A 21,993-nucleotide genomic window follows, 5' to 3' on the forward strand; every position below is an offset into this window, starting at 1 on the left:
GTTCGGGCCGCCTATTACTCTCATGATTCAAATGGCGCGAAAGGCTAGCGCGGTGTCTTGGAAGCTACCGACATCTGCCTCAAGTCGTAATCTCCACAAGATGATCTCTTCCGAAGCGTTCCCAGGGTCCCGACCAGTAAGTGCTTTCTAGACCAGATCATGATCCGATTAGATGGAATCGGATTATGACCTCATCCCTTTATTTGAGCGTGATCTCCGCGCAAGCGCTTTGCGTTTGTCGCGAGGGAAAACCGGTTTTCGCTTTTCCGGATCATGCTCTACGGCGAGCCGGTCTCGGCCAGGCGCTTCTCCTGCTCCGGAGTCAGCGCCGAGCCGACATATTGGAGCGGGCTGCTATCGTCGTAGGTTTGCTCCTCGCCGCTCTTGCGCTTCTCGGTCGGCTTGCCCTCGGACGGAGCAGCGTCATTGCCGTCGCCGCCACCGAAGCCGAGAAACTCGACGATGACGATGGAGGGCTGATCATTCGGCTTGGCCGGCGCGGGCTGGCCGGCCTGCTGGGTGGCGGCAGTTGCGTTGTTGTTGACCGCCGCCAACGCGGTGTTGGGCGGCGGCGTGAAAGCAAGGCCTGTCACGGTACCGGTGGACTGGATGTTGAAGGCGTTGAGCACGACCTGCGCCACCAGCGTGATGTCGTTGCCGCGGATGCCCGCGGCGCCGAGATCGATGGTGCCGCGCGGCGCGACCAGGGTGACGTTGCTTCTGGTCGGATCCTGGCCGGGCAGCGTGACCAGGGCGGCGATGCCGGCGCCGGTGACCAGTCCTTGCGGGTTGATGTAGCAATAGCCCTCGGCAGTGCAGATCTCGCTGACGGCAGGGCTGGAGACATAGGTCTTCGGCCCCGCGCCGGCATTGATGTCGCCATTGGCGACGAACAGGCCGATGTCGCCGCCCTGCTGGGTCATGATGCGGCTCTGGTTGACCAGGATCGAGTCGTCGGCGAAGGCGCGGATGGTGCCGCCGGCGAGGGTCAGGATGCCCTCCTGGTTCGGCTTCAACGTGTCGAGCGAGGTGTGGCCCACGGTGATGCCGCCGCCCGGCCCGATGATGTTGATGTCGCCGCCCATCTGGGTCTCGAGCACGGACGCGGCGATGTTGAGCTTGCCGGTCGCGATCTTCGGCGCGGCGTTGCCGTCGACGCTCAGGCTGTTGTCGGTGTAGCCGTAGCCCGCCGGAAACAAGGTGGAGATTGCCGTATAGGCGCGGGCGTACTGTCCGACATAGGGACTCGACGAATCCTTGTAGTCGCGCCCCACCTGCATGACAAAATCGAGGAAGGCGCGGTTGACGAGCAGGCGCTGCCGCGCCGGCGACAGGCGCTGGAACGTGGCCCAGGCCTGGTCGCGCGGCTGACCGAGGACAGAGGCAATGTCGGTAAGGAAGTCGATGCCATCAGTGCCGGCGTGGGCCGGATCGACGTATTGGCTGATTGCCGTCGCATAGTCGATGCCAGGCTTGACGCCAAACAGGACGTCGATCTCGGCGCCCTGAGCCGGCAGATAGGGCTTGAGGGACATGCCCGAAAACGTGCCGGCGCTGCCGTTGCCGATGGTCGCGATGCCCCATGTCGAAGCCGGTTGACCGGACGGCCTGAACGGCCCCATGTCGCGTCCAGCCTGCAGCACGAAGGTGCCGGGGCCATAGAGCGCATAGGAGCCGCCGACCAGGTCGTTGCCCGCGACGATGCTGGTGATATCGTCCGGGTTGTTGTTCTGGCCTATGAATTGGAATTGGAAATTGAGGTCCGGCGTACCATTGGCGGTGGTCGACAGCTTGCCGTTGGATAGCCCGGCATAGATGTTGTTTCGGGCCTCGATCCGCGCCGGCTTGATCAGCGCCAAGCTCGCGACCCTGTTGGTGGCGGAATCCACGGCATAGATATCCTGGCCGGCTGCGATGATGACCGGCGTGGGATCGTTCGCATGCAGCGCCATGGTCAGTCTGGGCAGAGGCACCCCGAGCGGGCTGATGTAATTGTCAAAGATCGCGGGACCCCCGATATACTGGGTGATCGCCGCGTTGAGGTCGGCCATCGCCAAGCCCGACCCGAGGTCGATGGAGCCGGCGGCGACCATGCTGATGGTCCCGGTATTGTCTCCGGTCTGGGTCGGATACGGCACCAGGTTGGCGTTTCCGACGGTCCTGCCGGTCGTGCCGTCGTTGAAGACAATATTGCCGCTGAGCGCTGCCAGATCGAGCGTAGCGGGCAGCATCAGCCCGATAATGTTGGAACGCACAACGGCGCTGGACGGCTTGGTCGCAAAGAGCCCGCCGCTTGCCGCAGGGACAACCGTCAGCGCCGTCACATCGCCCGTGACGCTGGTCAGTGCAATGCCGCTGCCCGGGCCATAGCTGGTGAACAGGTTGCTCCATATCCGATTATCATTGACGGTCGCGCCGGGCAGATAGGTGTATGGCGTCTGCACCGCGGCGTCGAGCGGCAGCGAAGCGGGGTCGTAGACATTGCCGAGCGTCACCGAGCCGCGGGCGGTCAAGTTGATGAAGCCGTCCTGCACAGCCAGCAACAGCGGCAGCGCGTAGGAGCCTGTGATATTTCCCGTGTTGTCAACCGCAACCCCCTTGGTCGGCTTGCCCTGGTTGAGCGGATTGCTGGTGGTGGCCTGGACTGAGCCTCCGACCCGGATCAGGCCAGCGCCGCGGCCGACCAGGAAATTGCTGCTCAGGAGGTCGCCGCCGGCGGTCACGCTGAGATTGCCGCCGCCATAGTAGGTCGCCTTCGGCGGATTGGCCGCGGTGAAGCCGCCGCCGACCACCAGCGTTTCCGGCAGCGAGGCACCGACGTCGACGATATCGGCGCCCGCCGACAAGGCGATGTTGCCGCCGCCCAGCGCGCCGAAGCCCTGGAAGAAGGTGGCATAGTTGATCCAGGCCGCGGTCTGGCAAGCGACGGAGCCTGCCGCCGCGCAGCCCACAAACGGCGTCGCGCTGCCGTCCGACGCGCCGTAATGGATATACCAGTCGCTCCACATCTGGCCGGTCGCGGCGCCGGCAATGCCGGTCTGCTTGCCGTCGGCATCGATCGGCATCTCGATGCCGATGATCGACCCGCCGGCCGTGACCGTCACCGCGCCACCGTCGATGCCCCAGGCCGGAGTGCTGACTAGGCCGTTCGGATTGTTCGTATAGGCCGTCGGCAGCGTCGGTGCGTTGAAATCCGACGGCGTGGCCGTGGCCGCCCCGGCGGTATAGACCGCTCCTGGCGCCACCTGGTCGAGCAGCTCGACATTGCCGGCGGCCGCAATGGTGATGGAGCCGGTGCCGGTGCGTACCACGGTCGGGATGTTGATCGTCAACGGTTGACCGTTGGCACCTTTTTGCAGGGGGTTCGCATAGGACGTGTGTCCATCGATCGTCACCTTCCCCGTGACGGTCGGCGCCAACGACGACACCGGGATCACCGCGTTGGGATCGACCGATGGCGTGTTGTCCGGCCTGAAGGCGGCGCCGGCGACGAAGTCGTAGGAGAAGCTGCCCTTGCCGCTGAGCGCTGCCGGCATCAGTGCCGTAGCCGCCGTGGTGTTGTAGACTGCTGCGCCCTGATACATCGCCGGATTGTTGGCGATCTGATTGGCTGGGGGCAGCGTCGACGGCGACGGCGGTGGCGTCGGCGCGTAGGTGTCCGAGAAAAGGGTGAGATAGGCCAGCGGCGCGGACGGCGGCGCGACCGCATAGCAAGCGAGGCAGTACGGAGCATCGATACCGGCGACGTTGGCAAGCGTCCGCGGCTTGCCGTTCAACGCCGCGGTCAGCGAGGCTGGCGTTCCAAAGGGAAAGGGAGCCTGATTTCGGAAGTTCGTGTCGATGACGTCAAAGAAATAATTCTGCCATAGCGACACGTAGTCGGCCCCCGCTGGAGCGCCATTGATGTTGTAATAGAGGTAGGGCGTCCCGAGGGCTGGATTATTGGTCGGCGCAACCGGGATCGATACAGGGGGGAGAGGCGAGATGTCCCTGTTGAACTGAACGCCCAGCGCCTTCAGCGCCCTCGGCACGTCTGCATAGGTATAATAGGCGCCCAAACCTCCTGGTGCTCCCAGGGCGGAAGCAGCATTCGTATTCCCCTGCACGATCTCGATCATGTAGGCGTCATACATGCTCGCGTATTTGATATAGAACTGGTTGTACTGATCGATCACCTTTGCGAGCAGCTCCGGATTGCCCGCCAGGGTCGGATCATCGGTAAAGGTGGTTAGGAGCGCTGGCTTCAGCAGATGGAATTGCAGTGAATTGAACAGGGCAACGTTGTCGTCGAGGCTGAAGAACGACGCGTCCACCGGTGGGGAGGTGTCGACGCCGAGGCCCACGATAGCATCGATCGTCGCGCTGTAATACAGCCCGCCCAGCAGCAGCGTTTCATAAGCCCTGTAGGCGTCCGACGCCGTTTCGCCCAGGTACGCATCCGCCGCGGTCGCCCCCGACGACCCGGGATTCGGCAGATAGAAGCCGTCGCTGATGGTGGCGTTGATCTGCACGTTGTTGAGCGCGCGCAGCGTGAGCGTGCCGGGCTCGCCGGCGCCGGTGCGGTAGAAGAGCGTGGTGGTGCCGCCAACGGTGGCACCGGCGCCGAAATTCCAGTTGCTGGCGACGGTGATGTTGCCGTTGTTGATGGTGGAGCTGGGATTGACCAGATCGATCTCGGGCCGCAGGTGCAGCATCGACGACGGGAGCGCCGCCGCGGGCGCGGAGGACCCCGCGATCCGCAGCTTCGCCCCGGCGAAATTCGCGGCCACGGCATTGGTGTCGAACGGCGCGTTGACGAAGCCCAGCAGCGTGTCCTGGTAGAAATTGACATGGGGCATGTAGGCCCCCGGAGCCGGCTTGTCGGGCGTGGAGACCGGATAGACGCCGCCATTGGCAAAGATGATCTGGGTCGGCTTGCCGTTGGTCAGCCTGGCGTCGAAGAAGCCGGCGGGATCGATGACGCCGTCGAAATGCCGATCGAGCTGCTTCCGCTGCTCGGGCGTCAGCGCATTGTAGGCCGCGGCCGTGGTGACAGCACCGCAGCCGCCGACGATCAGGGTGCAGCCATCGGTCGTGCTCCACACCGCATAGGCATTGAGCACGACGCCGTTGCCGCTGGGGTTGCCGGAGGCGTCGGCATTGGTGATGACGGTGCCCTTGAAATCGACATTGACGTTGCCGCTGGTCAGGATCGGCGCGCGGATGATCACCGACCCGCCGGTGTTGTCGATGTTGGCGCCGCCGGGACCGCCGCTGACGTTGAAGATGGCGCCATCGGCAACGGTGATCGTGCCTGATCTCGACACGTTCTGGTAGCCGTAAGTGGCGTTCAAAGTGCCGTCCGGCGCGCCCGTGGTGCCGAGCGTGATGATGCCGCCCTTTTGAACCAAATTCGAGGTGCCGTTACCGTAGGCGGGACTGCGCGGATCGTAAGGCTGATAGGACGCATCGAGCACGGCGCCGCTGTTGATCGTGACCCCGGCTGCGCCATACAGCGCGATCTCGCCGCGCGGCCCGCTTGCATCGATCACGCCGTTCACGGTCACGGTGCCCCTGTCGGACACCAGCAAAACCTTGCTGGAGACCAGGCGATCGACAATGATGTTGTCGCTCACGAGCCGCATCGTGAAGCTGCCGGTGAAGCCGTGGACCTGCGACAGGCTGGGATCGGTCAAACGGTCAGCCTGGAGCGTGAAATCGCCGCCCAGTTCCTTGAAGGCGGCATGTCCGTCGAGCGTGCCGCCAAGGGTCACCTTGTTCGCGGCCAGGATCGACAGCGATCCGGCAAAGCCATCGCCGGCCGCCGCGACGCTCACAGTCGCACCTGGGTTGACGATCACGTTTCCGGCGGGCGACATCAGTCGCACGCTGCCGCCCGGCGCATCCTGGGCAAGATCGAGAACCCTGATGCGCGAACCGGAGGCATCGATGAAAGCCCCGGCGCCGAGCACGACGTCGCCATTGAATGCCGCCAGGCTGACGTTGCCGGACAGTGCCCGAATTGTCGCGTTATCGGTGATCGACGCGGCGGTGACGGCCAACGCGCCGCCGATATTGGTGGCGACGCTGGCGGGCGCGGTCCCCGCCCCGCCAAGGGTCACGCTGCCATTGGCCGCGAGCGATTGGGTGGCGCCACCGTTGACCACCATCACCGGCGCGGACAGATGCATGTTCGCCCCGCCCGAGACCATTACGGTGGGAAGGCTGGAATAGCCGGAGCCGCCATTGGTCAGGCTCAGCCCGGTGATCGCTCCGTTGGACGCCGTCGCCGTGGCCGCAGCACCTGAACCGCCGCCGCCGACAAAGCTCACGGTCGGGTTGACATAGCTGGCACCCGGATCGGTCAGGGAGATGCCGGTGATCGCCGCCAGAGCCTGCGCCGTCGCGCCCGCGCCGCCGCCACCTGAGAAAGAGACCGTGGGAATGCCGGTGAATCCGGACCCCGCGTTGGTGACGGATACGCTGACCACCCCGAGCGACGCGGCGAGACTGGCCCCGCTTCCCGTGGCGCTCGTGACGCTGACCGAGGTGATGGCGCCGGTGAAGCCCGCGCCAGCCCCAGTGATGGTGACGCCGACGATCGCACCGCCCGCATCCACGACGGCCGTACCCGCGAAACCGGTGCCGTTGGGCCCAACGACCGTCACCGGATCTCCGTTGCTGTAGCCGGACCCGCCGGCGGTCACGGCGATGCGTGTCACGCCCAGCGAAGCCGTGGCCTGAGCTCCGGATCCATTGCCTCCGGAGATGGTGACGGTCGGGACGCTGGTGTAACCGGCGCCGCCGCTCGCGAGCGCAACACCGCTGACATTGAGCGTCAGGGCCGCGGTCGCGACCTTCCCGGCACTGAGGCTTCCTGAGCTACTGAACGCAATGGCCTGGCCGGCGTTCAAATTGACCTCGCTAAAGCCGCCGAGCATCTTGGGGCCGACATCTTCGGTGATCGTACCCGAAGCATTCAGCGTCAGCGTACCGCCGGCCCCGGCGATGCCTGTGCCGGTGACGCCGCGGCTGTTGGCGAGATTGATGTTGGTCGCGTTGACCGTGGTATTGCCGCCCTGGCCATAGAGCCCGGCGCTGTCGAAGGTCAGCTTGCCGATCGGGTGCGCGGCATCGCCGATCTGCAGCCCATTGGCGTCATAGAGATTGATCGCCGTCGCGCTGCGAAGGCGGACCGAGACCGCGTCGTTGAAGTTCGCAAGCATTGCTTCGTTCAGCACGATGCCGGACGAGCCGCCGCCGATGTTGATGACCGAACCGGCGATGTCGTAATTCCTGGCGTTCAAAACAGCGTTCGACGCCAGTGTGCCGCTGCCGCTGCTGTCCAGCGTCAGCGCGTTGCCGCCGCCGATGATGGCGCCGGCGCCGACGGAGAACGCACCCAGAGCCGTGGTGCCGCTCGGCGGCGTGCCGGGACCGCCGTACTGACCGGGCACGAAGAACCGCGTGACGTTCACGACCGTGCCGTTGGAGACGCGCAGCAGCGAGCCATCGCCGCTGACGCCCGCGGTGTATCCGGTCAGGTTTCCGTTGCTGTCATACTGCGCGACAGGATCGGCCCCGAAGGTGATGTCGCGATCGGTGCCGACGGGCACCGTGCCAACCGCCTGGATGACGCTGCCCGCATTGACCACGACGCCCCGGTCGCCGGCCTTCGAAACCAGCAACAGCTCCGGCCCGGTCAGCGGATGCGCTGCATCCGTGGCGATCTCGAGGTTGAGCGCAGTGGCGGAGATGTTCTGCACGCCGTTGACGACATTGGCAGTGCCGCCGATCAACACCGAGGACGCGCCCAGATCGCTGATCTGGTCGACGTCGAGCACAAGGTAGCCGGCCGGGCGCGGAAGCGCCCCATTGGCACCGCGCACCGCGACCAGTATCTTGCTGCCGCCGATCTGGACCTGGCCGCCGCCACCGACAAGACCCGGTACGAGAACGCTCACGCCCGGCGCAAACCGGTTGGTGCCGGCGAGATCGAGCGAATTGATGGCGCCGAGCACCAGCACGCCGCCGTCGATCGGCAACGGAGGGGGGGCCTTGCCCGCGGCGAGTTCCTGGTTGCGGAAGAAGCCTGTGCCGGAGGTGATGTCGATCCGCGAATATTGCGACCACACCGCCTGCGACTGCAGTTGGAACATGGCGGTTTGTGACGACCGCGCGCCGGTGAGCGCATTGCCGAGAGTGCCGATGACGTATTGCGAGCCGTCCGGGCCGGTGGAGCTCTTGGCCGCGCTCGGATCGACGTTGCCAGCCACTTGCACGACCCGGTAGGCGCCAGGCAGCGTCGCATACATGCCAGGCAGCAGTGTGTACGTGCCGGCCGGGATGCCGCTGCCGGGCGCGATGGTCACCGACTGGCCCGGCGTGATCGCATTGGGGAAGGCTCCACCGCTTGATGCGCTCGCACCGGAATAATAGGGGGCATAGGCGAAGTTTGGGTCGTAGGCCGCGACGCCGGCCTGATAGGTCGGGACCAGCGCGTAGACCTGCCGCCCGTCGGCATATTGCGGCGTGACGTTGCCGGTCGCGAGGTCCTGCTGGTAGGTCGCAAGCACATTGCGGGATCCGCCGGTGCCGGCCACGAATTCTGTGGCATAGATGTCGCCGCCACCGTTGAGGTCGAGCACGGCGCCAGGCGCGGTCTTCACGTCGGTGCCGAACAGGCTGATGGATTTACTCGGCGGCGCGGCGAGTACCGGCGGTGCGGGGTTGCTTGAGGTGCTGTTTGTGGGAGCGCCCTGGTACCAGGTGGTGCCGTCAACGGTGTAGCCGTCGGGGATGACGAGGCCCGCCGCCGAGACCGACGTCAGGCTGCCTGCGGCCAACGTCACGCTCTTCGTCGCAGTGAACGCGCTCGGGGCAAAGAGACCGCCAATGCCGACGCCGGAAACCGCACTGGCGAACTGGGTCGGGACATCGCTGGCGGTCCGCACGCCCAGGATGATGCTGCCGAGCGGCGCCCAGAGCGTGCCGCCCTGCACAATGGTCTGCGCGCTGAGCAGGATGCCGCCGCCGACCGAGAGCGGCGCCGTCGGCGCGCCGTTCTGCACGATGGTGATGGTGCTGGCGCTGTCGAGCTTGCCGGTCGACATCAGGACGAAGTCGGTGTTGCTGACCGGATAGATCTCGGCCGCCTTGAGCGTCAGGTTGCCTGGCGCGACCAGCGCCCCGCCGGAGGCCGGCCGTCCAGAGCCGTTGCTGCTGGTGACGAAACCATAACTGTCCGGCAGCAGCCGGATAGCGGAGGCGCTGGTGAAGCCGGCGGCGCCGATGTTGTCGAGCGTGATCGCGCCCTGCAGATCGATCCATTGCGCCGAGACATTCAGTGTGCCGTCGGCAAGGATCGGGCTGCTGAAGCTAGCAGCATTCCGGTTCGGGGTCCGTCCGACGATGCGGGCATAGCCGGCGTTCAGGTTCACCGTGGTGCCGCCGATGCCGGGGATGCAATCCGCTCCGCAGGCGGCGGGCCCGAAGGTCGCCGGATTGGCGAGGTTGATGCCCGGCGGCAGCAGCCCTGTGCTTGCCGGCAGCAGCGCGACATGCCCGTTGTCCGCGCGCAAGGTCAGGGCGCCGGGAATTGTCACATCCACCGAGCCGCCAAACACGACGGCGAAGTTGGCGTTCAAGGTCACGGAATCGAAGCCGCTGTTGCTGAGCGTGTCGGCGCCGATGAAAGCCCCGCGCGTGGGCGACGCGCCGAGCGCGGGCAGGTTCGCCGCGACGCGGCCGCCCGGCTCGATGACGATCGCGTCGGGCAGGTTGTCGAGCGTCTCCGGCAGACTTGGGACCGCGCTCGGGATGGCGACATCGCCGATGGTTAGCGTCCCGCCCGTGGCGTGCGCTGCGCCGCCCGCCGCATTGACGCTGCCGGCAAAATAGATGCTGCGGCCCACAAGCTGCAGGCTGCCGCCATTGCTCCACTCCGCCTGCCCTGCCAGACCGTGCGAGACACCCCCCTGCGGCTGCTGGATAAGGTTGCTCTCCGCCGACACAGCCGTGCCCCGCAGATCGAACTGCGCGCCCGGCTGCACGACCACGGTGCGGCCCCCGAGCGTGATGGTACCGCCGCCTAGCACCGTGCCGGTGGAGTAGGCGATGACCCGTGGATCGGGCACGAACACGCCGCCCACATCGAGCAGCGCGCTGGAGCCGATCGAGACGTCGCCGAACACGTTGATGGCGCCCGCCGGCGCAACGATGCTGCCGAGAACGGTGACGTCGCCCAGCGTACGAACACCGCCTACACCAGGGACGGTTGCATTGCCGCCGACCAGACTGACGGTGGCCTGCGGATCGACCACAATGGCGGCGCCGCTGTCGAGCAGAACGCTGGTCCCGTTCAATGTCAGGCTGACCGGCTTGCGCAGTCCGTCGGGCAGAAGCCCTGCGGACGCGAACGCGCGCACCAGCGCGCCGGTCGGGAACTGCACGACGCCGCCCGTGGGCACGGCGGTCGGCTGTTGCAGCACCATCTGCGTGCCGGCCGTGACCGTGGTGCCGCCATAGACGTCATTCAGGATGTACTGCGAGAAACCGCCACTGATGAAGAACGACGATGGCAGGACCAGTTTGCCAGCATTGGCATCCGACACGGCGGAGCCTGCGGCGGGCGAGCCGATCGCTGTGGCCGTCGCGCTCGAAACATATGACGTGACCTCCGCCGTTGCGCCGTCGATGACAACAGTCGGCACCTGCAGCGTCAGCGTGCCGCCGCCGCTGAAGCCCCCCGCATAGATGGTGCCGCCCAGCAGCACGTTGGCCTGGTCGGGGTGGCTGAGGCTGCCGTCGGGCTTGGCGCCGTGTGGAAGAATATTGTAAGGGGAGTTCCCGCCATTGGTAGGGAACGTGCCGGGGAAGCCGCCGACATAGGTCAGCAGCGTCAGGCTGCCGCCCTTGCCAACCGGCAGGCCATCGGAGTCGGTCTTGAGCTTGCCGGTGGTGTCGACATAGCCGCCGCCGGACAGGTCGATGACGCTGCCGGGTGCCAGCATGATGCTTTGGGTGACGTCGGTGAAGAGGCCGTCACCCTGATGCGGCCCATTGCTGGCCGCGAGCGTCGAGATGCTGACGCTGCCGCCGTCGACAAAGGCGCGGCCCTCGAGCTGATCCGACAACAGGCCGGTGTCGTTGACCCAGCGGCCGCGCACGTTGAGCACCGCGTTCGACCCGATCACCAACGCGGGCGTCGGCGGCGACTGCGGCGAATTGGCGGGATAGATGAAGCCGGTGAGGCTGATCTGGCCCGCGGGCGCGCTGAGCGTGCCGTCGATGGTGGCGACGCCGTCCAGCGTGATGCTGCCGCCGGGGCGCACCGACAAGGTGGCATTCGTCGCCATGTCGAGCCGGTGCGCGCCCTTGATCGAGACGGAGCCGAGCGACGCATTCGACAGCACATCGGTGAAGATCGAGAAGGCGCCGTTTGCGAGCACCGGCGTCCAGGTCGACACGTTCGCGAAGCTGAGGCCGCTCAGGCCATACGGATCCGGCCCGGCGACCGCCTGCGACTGCAGCACCACGTTATTCGAATTGCCGGCGCCGGCCGTTGGCTCTGCGAAAGTGATGCTCAGCGACGCACCGGTGGGCAATTGGTCGGCGGCCGCGAGATTCGACGATCCTGCGAGCTCGCGCTGGCGGATGCCAGCGACCGCATTGCCGATGATGGCATTGACGATCGGATTGACGGCGGACACCATGACTGAGCCGGCATCCGCGCCTGCGATGTAGTCCGCCTCGTAGCGCGAGTAGCTGCCGCCGCCGAACGGATTGTAGTAGATTTCGGTTAGCCTCGAATCGACGGTGCCGTTGATCTTGTGCAGGACGGTGAAGCCGTTGGCGAGGCCGAGATAGGCGATGTTGGGATCGGCGCTGCCGATGTCGTAAATGCGCCCGTTGGCGCCGAGCAGGCGTGTGGTGGTGATGATGCCGCCGGTGTACTGCACATAGCCGGCCGAGACATTGATCACCGCGCCCGGTTGCTGCACGACATTCTTGCCTGACGTCGTGAAGCTGCCGCCGGCGGTGAGGATCTGCTCGATGCTCTGGGGGATCAGCCCGATATAGCCGTCCACATTGAGGAGCGGCGAGCCGACGCGCGCGTCGATCAGCACGGTTTTGCCGATCAGGCTCTTGGCGAGCGGCCTGTCGGCCACCTCGGCGGAGGTGACGAGGATGCTGAGCTGGTTGATCGACATCGGCAGCGTCACACCGGCAATGCCGGAGAGATCGATGGTGCTGCCCTTCTCGAGCAGGACCGTGCCGGCAGCGCCGGCCTGGACGCCAGCCCCGGCGCGGATGGCGAGCGCGGCGCCCGGCGCTTTGATCAGCGCGCCGTCGAGGCCGGCGCCGCTGCCTTGAACGTCGACACTGCCCGCGGCCAGGATATCGATCTTCGGTTGGAGGACCGCCTGGAAATACGGAGACGCGCCGATGCTGCCGTTGACGGTGACTGAGGAGTTCGCTGTTGCGGTCGGCAGCGTGCCGCTGGTCTCGTCCGCCAGGATCGCGGTCAGGCTTGACGCTCCGAGCACGATGTTGCCGTTCGTACCGCTCGCGCAGGGGTCCACCTTACAGACCGTGTTCAGGCCGATCGAGCCGGTACGCGTCGTGGCGGTGGTGGCAACGATGCCGCCGAGCTGGTTGATCCCGCCGCCGGAGAGCGTCACCGCGCCATCATTGGAGACGAGCAGGCCGCCGGCCTCGTTGCTCACGAGGCCACCGCCGGCCAGCACCTGCATCGCGGTCTTGGTCCCAACGTAGTTCGACGGCGGCGTGACCAGGGTGACGGAGCTGTCCGAGGCCAGGATGATCTGGCCGTTCTGGGTGGTGATGCTGCCGGCATTGCTGACGCCGCCGTCGGCGAGAAGCGCCACATAGCCGCCGTCGCCGGTGGAGGTGATCTTGCCGGTGGTGTCGATGATGGCACCGGGTTGGACGACGACCTTGCCTTTGTTGCTGCTGCCTTGGTTGAAGATCGTGGCCCCCGAACCGGTGACGCCGGCCGTCTGCGGCACGTCGCTGAGCAGCGAGAACAGCCCGTTCTGCAGGAAGCCCTGGTAATTACTGGCGCTGAGCTTCGACGAGAGATCCAGCGTCGAGGCGATCAGCGTGTGGACGTTGATCTGGCTGGTGCCGCTGAAGATGATGCCGTTCTGGTTGATCAGGTAGACCGCGCCATCCGCCTTGATGGCGCCCATGATCTGGCTCGGTGACGCATTCGATGCGACCCGGTTGAGCGCTGCCCAACTGGCGTTGCCCTGCTGGTTGAAGTTGACGGTCGTGTCCCTGCCGACGTTGAACGACTGCCAGTTCAACACCGCCTGCGACTGCGTCTGCTCGATGTTGACCGTGGTCTGGCCGTTGCTCGTCGTTTGCGTCGGGGTGTTGGCGCCGACCCAGTTGGTGACCGGATTGGCGACGCCGGGCGCAGCGAGGCCGCTGCTCGGCACCAGTCCGCCGATGTTCAGACCGTTCGGGACCGCGCTCGGCGCGCTCGCCGCGAGATTACGCGCCGCGCTCTGCGCCGCCCGCAAGGCCTGAATCGCCTGGGCCGCGCGCGCCATCGACGCTTGCGTGTTCTGCGCTGCCTGTTGCGCCTGCTGGGCTGCGGCCTGCGCCGCAGCGCTCGCCGCCTGCGTGGCTGCGGACGTCGATCCCCACGAACCGAACGGGCGGGCATGGGCCCCCGAACTCACCGCAATCGCGACGGTGCTTGCGCCGACAAGAAGCAAAGCGCGGCGTGAATTCAACCGGGAGCGGAGAAGCGAATGCATGCGAGCGGTACGGCGCCAAGTGGATCCGGGGTGACGGGCGGCAGGAACGGGCATGGAGCTTCTTTCGGGGCTGTGAGGCCAGCGCGGAGCCATCGCTGCGCGTGTCGCCAAACGGGTCTGACTTGCAGACGACGTCTGTCCCCCGAACTCAGTGCAAAAAAATATTTCCGCCCCTGCTGCTTCAAGGCAGGGCGCAAACGAGCCCGCCCGGCGCACACTGCTCAGCTCAAGAGGACAACGCCGCCGGGCAATGCCGTGATGCGCAAGCCGAGGACAGCCTGGAGCTGTCCGATGATACCGTCCAGGCGATCCAGTCGGTAGTGTGCCGAGAACCGGCGCTGGCCAAGCCCGGCCCCGATGAGAATGATACGCCCTCGCCGGTATCGATTAACTTCCGCGATGACAGCGGCGAGCGGCTCGTCCTCGAAATAGAGGTCGCCGGTACGCCAACTCGTCAGGCGGGCGAGATCGGCCATTGCGATGCTGCTGACGCCGCCTTCGCCATAGGTCACCTGCTCCTTGTCGCGGACTGTGACCGTCTGCCCCGCGCGCGTCACCCGCACCGCACCGGTGAAGCAAGCGACGCTGACTTCAGGCCCCACACACCGGACATTGAATTCGGCCGCGTCGGCCCAGATCTGCCCGTCGGCGGCGACGATCTCAATCGGCCGCGCCTGCGTGGTCACCGCCGCTTCGCCGGCGACAAGCTCGATGCGCCCTTCAGCCCGCTGGATGTTGAGGCTGGTCCGCGTGTTCAGCTCGAGCGATGTATGTTCTCCCAGAGCGATCTGCCTCCGCTCACCCGGCGCAGTGCTGTAATCCGCCGTCCATTCACTGACCGAGGGCCAAAGACCAAATGGCGGACGCACCGACGCAACCGCCAAGCCGGCAGTCGAGGCCGCGAGCCCGCCACCGAGAAAGGCACGGCGTGCCATGGTGGCGCGCTCGCGCCGCGCAAAGGGATCGGAGCGCTTGATCGCAGGTTCCTTGGCAACCTTGGACACGGCCGGACCAAAAGCCCGCCACCGGTCATTGGCATAGGCAAATGCCTCCGCATGCGCCGGGCTGAGCGCACACCAGTGTCGCAGCGCGGCGATATCGTCCTGCGTCACCTCATCAAGGGTCATGCGCAGAACCCAGGTCCACGCTTCCGCGCGCAGCCGCTCGGTCTCAGGGGTGGGTACAATGCCACCGGGCGCTACGTGCTCGGGGCGATCGAGGTCGGTCATGGTGTGGGCCTGGGCGACGCGGCGTGGCGCGATCGGTGCAAGTCATAAACGAGATCAGCCACCCGCAAGTTCAGAACGGGCGTCGGATGCAAGTCTGGTCCTGCACACTGGTTGAGGGTTGTGTCTAAGCCACACACGGGGTCCGAGCCAAGCCTTTCGTCCGGGCCGAGGCACGACGGTCGCTGCCCGGTCGTCTCCTTTTCCACTATGACGATTCATGACCGTCGTTGGTGCAGATATTTTTTGGGGCGTCGTCAATACGTCCGTTCGAGGGACGTTTCCTGGCCAGTCTCGCCTCCAGCAGCTCGATGGCGGCACGCAGCTCATAAAACACCGTGCGCCGGGAAATGCCGAGTTGCGCAGCGATAGCCTCATGTGACAGGCCGCGGTGGCGGATCGCGATCAGGACGGTCCGCGCCCGCGGCGGGAGATCGCGAATGGCCTGCTCCACCACGTCGAGATCGATCCGAGCCATGGCCTCTCGCGCCGGGCCCGGCGCGGTATCGGCGATCTCAGCTGCCGCATCGACATTCGACCGGCGGGCACGGCGTCGCTCGGCGCGGCGTCGATCCTTGCCGATATTTCCGGCGATCTGCAGCAAGAACGAAATCGGCCGCTCGACCGGGCCGATCTCGTCATGACGGTGCAGGCGCAGCCACGTCTCGTGCAGGCTCTCACGGGCAAGGTCCTCAGATCCGAGCTGGCGGGTCAGGCGAAAATGCAGATCCTTGTATTGCATCGTCAGGAGATGACGCAGTGCCGTCCATGTGGTCGTCATGGATCGCCCGCCCGCCCCGCCCGTTCGAGCCTCGGCTCCCGTGCTCCTGCACAGCGATACCGTCGTCCAGGGTCAAGCGTGGGAACTAGCTCGAGATTTTCCGGGGTGCGGACCGGCCGTCCAAACGATCCATCGCCGATCCAAATCGTCCAGCGCGACGTCATAACGTCATTACACTCGATGTTCAGGCTCGCGCGCGCCCGGTGCAACCGTTGAAGGCATTGTAGGAATGTCCAAGTCTTGGGATGAGCGTTACCAGCGACATATGACAAATTGGCAACGCATGAGACGAGTCACGGGTCGGGACAGAGGCGCCGAGGTTAGTCCGGACAGGCGCTTGCCGTCCCCGCAGCTTGTTGCTTCAGCGTGAACACGAGGGGCTGCGGCATATCGGGCGGCGGCGCCAGTCCGATGAAGGCGCCGCGCAACCTGTCGATCAACAGCGCGTCACGCGCCGTATCGCCGGAGGTGCCGATCAGCGCGCTGCGGGTCACGGCGCCGTTCGCGCCGACCCACAGTTTCAGGGAAACCGTGTATCGGCCGGGTCGTGTGGCAGAGGTCTGGCAGAGCACATCGAGCACGCCGTGCTGCAAAGCACCGAGCAGCCGCCGGTCGGGGACAGGCGCCGGCCTTTCGGCGGCGCGGCGCAGGTCCAACATGATGACGAAGGTGTCCGGCTCGGTGCGGAGAGCCGCGAGACCAGTGCCGCTGAGCAGCCTTTCCAGCGCCGCAGCCTGTGACATGCGCCCCTCGAGCACAGTCGATTGCCGCCCTGCGACCAGCGCGGTCTCGTACAAAACCTGCGCGCCGCTCACCCGGGCGTAGTGCATCAACGCGGATTTCAATGGCTGCGTGGGAATGGCATAGCTCCGCTCGGCGCCATCGCCGAGCGCGCTTTCCAGTGTGGGGCTACCTGCTCCGCTTGGCAACGCCACCCCAGTTAGCGCCACCGCAGCCATAACGACCATGACGGCCGCATGCAGTATCCGTGGCATCAGCCGCGCCGCGGAGCTTGTCGAGCAAATTGTGAACTCACCGAGCAACCTCATATGGGAAAGACGCAACTCTGGTCGATCAAACTGCGCATTCGCACAATACGCAATCTCCGCGTTGGTCCCGCCGCACAACCGTCGATCGTCACAGTTTCGGATGCAGGCTGCACTCCGATTTCACCGGGCCGAAAATCAATCCTGTTTGTCGAAACTGATGTGTCGACGCTGCCGCTTGGGAGCTGGCCTTTGACAAAGACCTGACCAGAATCGGAATGCATCAATGAGACATCCCTTACGTCGCCAGCTTGGTGGCGAAGCAGAGAATCGAGCCCACGACCCGAACAATCCGGTTCTGGTTCTGCAGCAAGCGGGCGCCCTGCGGCGACGGGCAGGTGAAGACAGCAGTCTGGCCGCGCGACGTCCGACCACAAGAATGTCGCACGAGACCCTTTAGTTCTCGGCGACCGTCTCGCGAAGATATTGGAAAAGAAGGATTGTCGCTTGGTGGGCGCACCAGGGCTCGAACCTGGGACCCGCTGATTAAGAGTCAGCTGCTCTACCAACTGAGCTATGCGCCCGGAACCGGTCCGGAAAACCTTGCGGCGAGGGCCGTCGTTTAGCAAAGCGATCCGGGGATGTCCAGCAAGCTGGATGAGGTTTTCCCGTGCTTTGGACGGATGCCGCGGAATATCAAAAACCGCCGGATTCCGGCGGTTTTCCCGATGGTTAGGCCGATCGCGGGTAGGCGGGCTCAGAGCCGACCCGAGTCGCCCCGGTCAGAGCCGCCGTCGCGGTCGCCCCGGCCGTCGCGGTCGAAGCGGTGGCGGCGCCAGCCCTCACCGCCAAAGCGGCGGTCCATGTGGGTCAGGAGGGTGAGCCGACGCTTCTGGCCGTCGTCGAGCGTCTTGTAGAGCGGATCGGCGGCATCGGCGATCTTCTTCAGCGCGGCGGCGCTGGTCGCCATGTTGTCGGCCCGCTCGCGGAGCCGGGCAACCAGATCCGGCTTCTGCTGCGCGTCCGCGTTTTTCTCGGCCTCCATCCGCGCATTGGCCCGGTCAACCCGCAGCTTGGCGAAATCGCGCACCGCGGCCTCGACCGGCGGCCACAACTTCTCCTGGTCGGCGGTAAGCTTCAGCCCGGCATGCACCGCGGCGATCCGTGCATCGAGGAAGGCCGCGCGGTCTTCCGGGTTCATCCGCATCGGGCCATGCATCCAGTGGTGGTGCTGGGCGTAGGCGGCAGTCGAGCCGGCGATGGCGAGCGCCGCGGCGCCGGCGAGCAGAACTTTCTTCATGCGAACCTCCTTTGAAGGTCGCTTGAGGATGAGACCGCCCTGCCCGGCCCGCAACTTACAGTTTGGACAGGGAGGGTTCCCTTACCAAGATGTAATCCCCTATGGTTAAGCGTTCACAACATGCCGAGCGCGCGCGGCAGCCAGAGCGAGATCTCGGGAACGTAGGTGACGATGCCGAGGAAGATCAGCATCGTCAAAAGCCACGGCCACACGGCGATCGTCAATTCCGTGATGCCCATCTTGGCGATGCCGGAAGCGACATAGAGGTTGAGGCCGACAGGCGGATGGCACATGCCGACCTCCATGTTGACCACCATCAGGATGCCGAGATGCACCGGATGGATCCCAAGCTTGACCGCCACCGGAAACAGGATCGGCGCCATGATCAGCACGATCGAGGATGCCTCCATCACGTTGCCGGCGAGCAGCAGCAGCACGTTGACCACCAACAGGAACATGATCCAGTCGACGCCGGCCGCGGTGATCCATGCCGTGATCTGCTGCGGGATGTTCTCGTTCGCCATCAGGAACGAGAACAGCACGGCGTTGGTGATGATGTAGAGGATCATCGCGCTCATATTGGCCGAGCCGAGCAGCACCTTGGGCACATCCCTCAGCGACATGTCGCGGTAGACGAAGACGGCGATGACGAAGGCATAGACCGCGCTGACGGCGGCCGCTTCCGTCGGCGTGAACATGCCGGTGTAGATGCCGCCGAGCACGATCAGGATCAGCAACAATCCCCAGACGCATTTGCGGAACGCCATGAACCGCTCCGCCCAGCTCGCGCGTGGCAGCCGCGGATAGTCGTTGCGCCAGGCGCGGTAGAACGTCGTCATCCCCAAGAGCGCGGCGAGCATCAGACCGGGGATCACGCCGGCGATGAACATCTGCCCGACGGACGCCGAGGAGACGCGATGGCCGGCCGAATCGAGCGCGATGCTGCCGCCGGTTGCCACGCAATAGATCACCATCACGATCGACGGCGGGATCAGGATGCCGAGCGCGCCCGAGGTCGTGATCACGCCTGCGCCGAAGCGCTTCGGAAACCCATGGGCCACCATCGCCGGCATCATGATCGAGCCGATCGCGATCACGGTCGCCGGTGACGAGCCCGACACCGCCGCAAACAGCGCGCAGGCCATGACGCCGGCAAGCCCCAGCCCGCCATACCAATGTCCGACCATCGAGGTCGCAAATGCGATCATGCGGCGGGCGACGCCGCCATGGGTCAGGAAATTTCCGGCCAGGATAAAGAACGGGATCGCCATGATCTCGAAATTGTCGATGCCGGTGAACAATTTCAGCGCCACCGACTCCGTCGGCACGTTGGTCATGGTGAAAATGAAGGTGAGCACGGTCAGGCCGAGCGCGATCGAGATCGGCATGCCCGTCAGCATCAGGAAAATCAGCAACCCGAAGATGATGAGGCTCGTCATCGCGTCACCTCGCCGGCACCGATCGCGGGCGCATCGACTTCGACGCCCTCGACACGGGCGTGGTCGTGATGCGGAAGCTCGCCGGTGCGGAAATAATGCCAGGCGACCTGCAGGAAGCGGAAGCACATCAAATAGGAACCGAGCGGAATGCAGAGGTAGACGAACCAGGAGGGTATCTCGAGATCAGGCGAGACCTGGTCGGTCTGCATCAGGCCGTAGACGAACTTTGCACCCATGGTGCCGATCACCGCGGTGAAGAAGGCGCCGCAGAGCAGGCCGAACAGCACCACGATGTTGCGCCACGGCGATCTCAATTGGTTGACGACGACGTCGACGCCGACATGGATGCCGGTGCGCACGCCATAGGCTGCGCCGAACTTCGCCATCCACACGAACATGTAGATGCACAGTTCCTGCGCCCAGGACAGGTTGATCGGGAACAGGATCGGGTAAAGCAAGGGAATGCCGATCAGATAGCGATGGCACACCGCCACGAAGATGATGAGAGTCGCGGCCGCCATCAGCGTCGCGATCAATATCTCCTCCAGCCGGTCGAGGATGCGGAGCAGTATCAAGAGTCCCCCCGTCTACAGTGTATCCGTCGTGCGCGGCTCAGGCGCGGAAGGTGTCTTCGCGCAGATCGCCGGGCATCCACAAAGACGTGGATGGCCGGGTCAAGCCCGGCCATGACGGAGAGTGCGCCCCAATCAACACGTCTCAGTTCGTCGCGCCCTTGGTCTCCTTGACGAACTCGTCGATCAGGCCCTGACCGACGCGTTTGGCGACGTCCTTGTAGACCGGCTCCATCGCCTTGCGCATCGCTGCGTCCTGCTCCGGCGTCAGCGCGATGATCTCGCTCTTGCCGGTCTTCTTGATCTCGGCGAGCGCATCGTCGTTTTCCTTCTGCGACTGGCCGTTGCCGTAGGCGGTTGCTTCCTTCATCGCCTTCTCGCACTGCTCGCGGATGTCGGGCGGCAGGCCGTCCCAGAACTTCTTGTTCACGACCACGATGTAGCCGATATAGCCGTGATTGGTGGTGGTGATGTACTTCTGCACCTCGTGCATCTTCTGGGTGTAGATGTTCGACCAGGTGTTCTCCTGACCGTCGACCACGCCGGTCTGCAGCGCCTGATAGACTTCGGAGAACGCCATCACCTGGGGGATCGCACCGAGGTTTCGGAACTGCGCCTCCAGCACCTTCGACGACTGGATCCGGAACTTCAGTCCCTTGTAGTCCGCCGGCTCGATCAGCTTCTTGTTGGCGCTCATCTGCTTGAAGCCGTTGTCCCAGTAAGCCAGGCCGATCATGCCCTTCGGCTCGAGCAATTTCAGGAGCTTGGTGCCGAGCGGACCGTCGGTGACCTTGCGGAGCGTGGCGAGGTCGGGAAGGATGTAGGGCAGATCGAATACCTCGAATTCCTTGACCCCGATCGGGCCGAACTTGGCGTTCGACGGCGCCAGCATCTGCACTGCGCCGAGTTGCAGGGCCTCGAGCTCTTCCTTGTCCTTGTAGAGCTGCGAATTCGGGTAGACTTCGACCTTCACCTTGCCGTTGGTGTATTTCTCGGCGAGTTCCTTGAATTTTTCAGCCGCCTGCCCCTTCGGCGTATTGGTCGCCACGACGTGGCTGAACTTGATGACGATCGGATCGTCCGCCGCCGCCGGCCCGGCAAAAGCAATTGCCACGACCGATGCCGCAGCCAACACCAACTTACGCATGTTTCCTCCCGCTTCGTTGCGGAGCGCGCCAATCATCCGCCCCGAGTTTTTGTATGCCAGTCGAACCAATACAGAGAAGCAGGCCAAATTGCCATTGCCCGTTAGCAGGGTCCGACACCGCCGCATGCTGCGCCGCAAAAATGCGACATCCTGTCCGGGTTGCTCAGGATTGACCATTGTACCGTCACGTCTGCACCGCAGTCAGTCGTCCCGTCGAAAGACGGCCGTAGGATGGGTAGAGCGAAGCGAAACCCATCGCGATGGAGCAAGCCTCACGAATGATGGGTTTCGCTGCGCTCTACCCATCCTACGTGGATTTAAGTAGCGGACGCGAGTTCGCGTTCTCGCGGCGCTTTGCGCCCGAGCTTTGCTTCACTTTCGACCCTCTCGAAATCAGAGGGCGCAGGGAAAGCCGGGTGCTGGTTGCACCCGTGGGCCCCGTGCAACAAAAAGCACGGGGGTAGGACCACAGGTTCAACCGGAGCATTCCGGCTTTCCCTGCGCGATGGTTTACGGCTTATTTCGTGCTCTCCCCGGTGACCGGGCTCTTTTGCCACCGTCATCCACCGTAGCGAACTTAGCGCCAGCGTCGGGGCGCCAGGACCACACGACTTCGCCGTCCGTGATGCGCGTGCTCGTCAGTCACACCCATCGCGTCCACCGCATCTCACCGCAACGTTCGTGACGATCGCGACCCGCCCCTCATCCGCCGTGAGACGCGCGGAGTTAAATCACTGATTTGCCCGACGACGGAAGCGGAATGTTTTTTCTGC

The 21,993-nt window shown here is 65.0% G+C and carries 8 protein-coding genes and 1 tRNA gene; all 9 read right to left on the reverse strand.

The features are described from left to right. Positions 1–278: 278 nt before the first annotated feature. The 9 genes from K288_RS0102185 to K288_RS0102230 all read right to left on the reverse strand — a co-directional run bounded on the left by K288_RS0102185 (position 279) and on the right by K288_RS0102230 (position 21,220). Positions 279–13,691, reverse strand: a complete 13,413-nt coding sequence (locus K288_RS0102185) for a filamentous haemagglutinin family protein (protein ID WP_160168912.1) — start codon at positions 13,689–13,691, stop codon at positions 279–281. 299 nt (positions 13,692–13,990) lie between these two features. Next, on the reverse strand, positions 13,991–14,998 hold the full coding sequence (locus K288_RS0102190; RefSeq protein WP_051334308.1) for a FecR domain-containing protein: 1,008 nt from the start codon (positions 14,996–14,998) through the stop codon (positions 13,991–13,993). Positions 14,999–15,203: 205 nt separating this feature from the next. Beyond that, a complete protein-coding gene (locus K288_RS44410) occupies positions 15,204–15,776 on the reverse strand; it encodes a sigma-70 family RNA polymerase sigma factor (RefSeq protein ID WP_051334309.1) in 573 nt (190 codons plus the stop codon). Positions 15,777–16,096: 320 nt separating this feature from the next. Further along, entirely contained in the window at positions 16,097–16,771 is a 675-nt protein-coding gene (locus K288_RS44415; protein WP_152535346.1) for an STN domain-containing protein, read from the reverse strand. A 499-nt stretch (positions 16,772–17,270) separates the two neighbouring features. Then, positions 17,271–17,346: transfer RNA gene (locus K288_RS0102210), tRNA-Lys, on the reverse strand. 173 nt (positions 17,347–17,519) lie between these two features. After that, positions 17,520–18,062: a Spy/CpxP family protein refolding chaperone gene (locus tag K288_RS0102215; protein ID WP_084799452.1), complete on the reverse strand. Its 543-nt coding sequence runs from the start codon at positions 18,060–18,062 to the stop codon at positions 17,520–17,522. A gap of 113 nt (positions 18,063–18,175) precedes the next feature. Then, positions 18,176–19,501 carry a TRAP transporter large permease subunit gene (locus K288_RS0102220; protein ID WP_027578106.1) on the reverse strand — a complete coding sequence of 442 codons (1,326 nt, stop codon included), beginning with the start codon at positions 19,499–19,501 and terminating at the stop codon, positions 18,176–18,178. Continuing rightward, entirely contained in the window at positions 19,498–20,073 is a 576-nt protein-coding gene (locus K288_RS0102225) for a TRAP transporter small permease (protein WP_027578107.1), read from the reverse strand. The genes K288_RS0102220 and K288_RS0102225 overlap by 4 nt, the downstream gene beginning before the upstream one ends. Positions 20,074–20,218: 145 nt before the next feature. Next, positions 20,219–21,220 (reverse strand): TRAP transporter substrate-binding protein, encoded by a 1,002-nt coding sequence (locus K288_RS0102230; RefSeq protein WP_027578108.1) that lies wholly within the window; start codon positions 21,218–21,220, stop codon positions 20,219–20,221. Positions 21,221–21,993 lie beyond the last annotated feature (773 nt).

The organism is Bradyrhizobium sp. Ai1a-2 (genome assembly GCF_000426245.1).
In the GTDB taxonomy this organism is placed as follows: Bacteria; Pseudomonadota; Alphaproteobacteria; order Rhizobiales; family Xanthobacteraceae; genus Bradyrhizobium.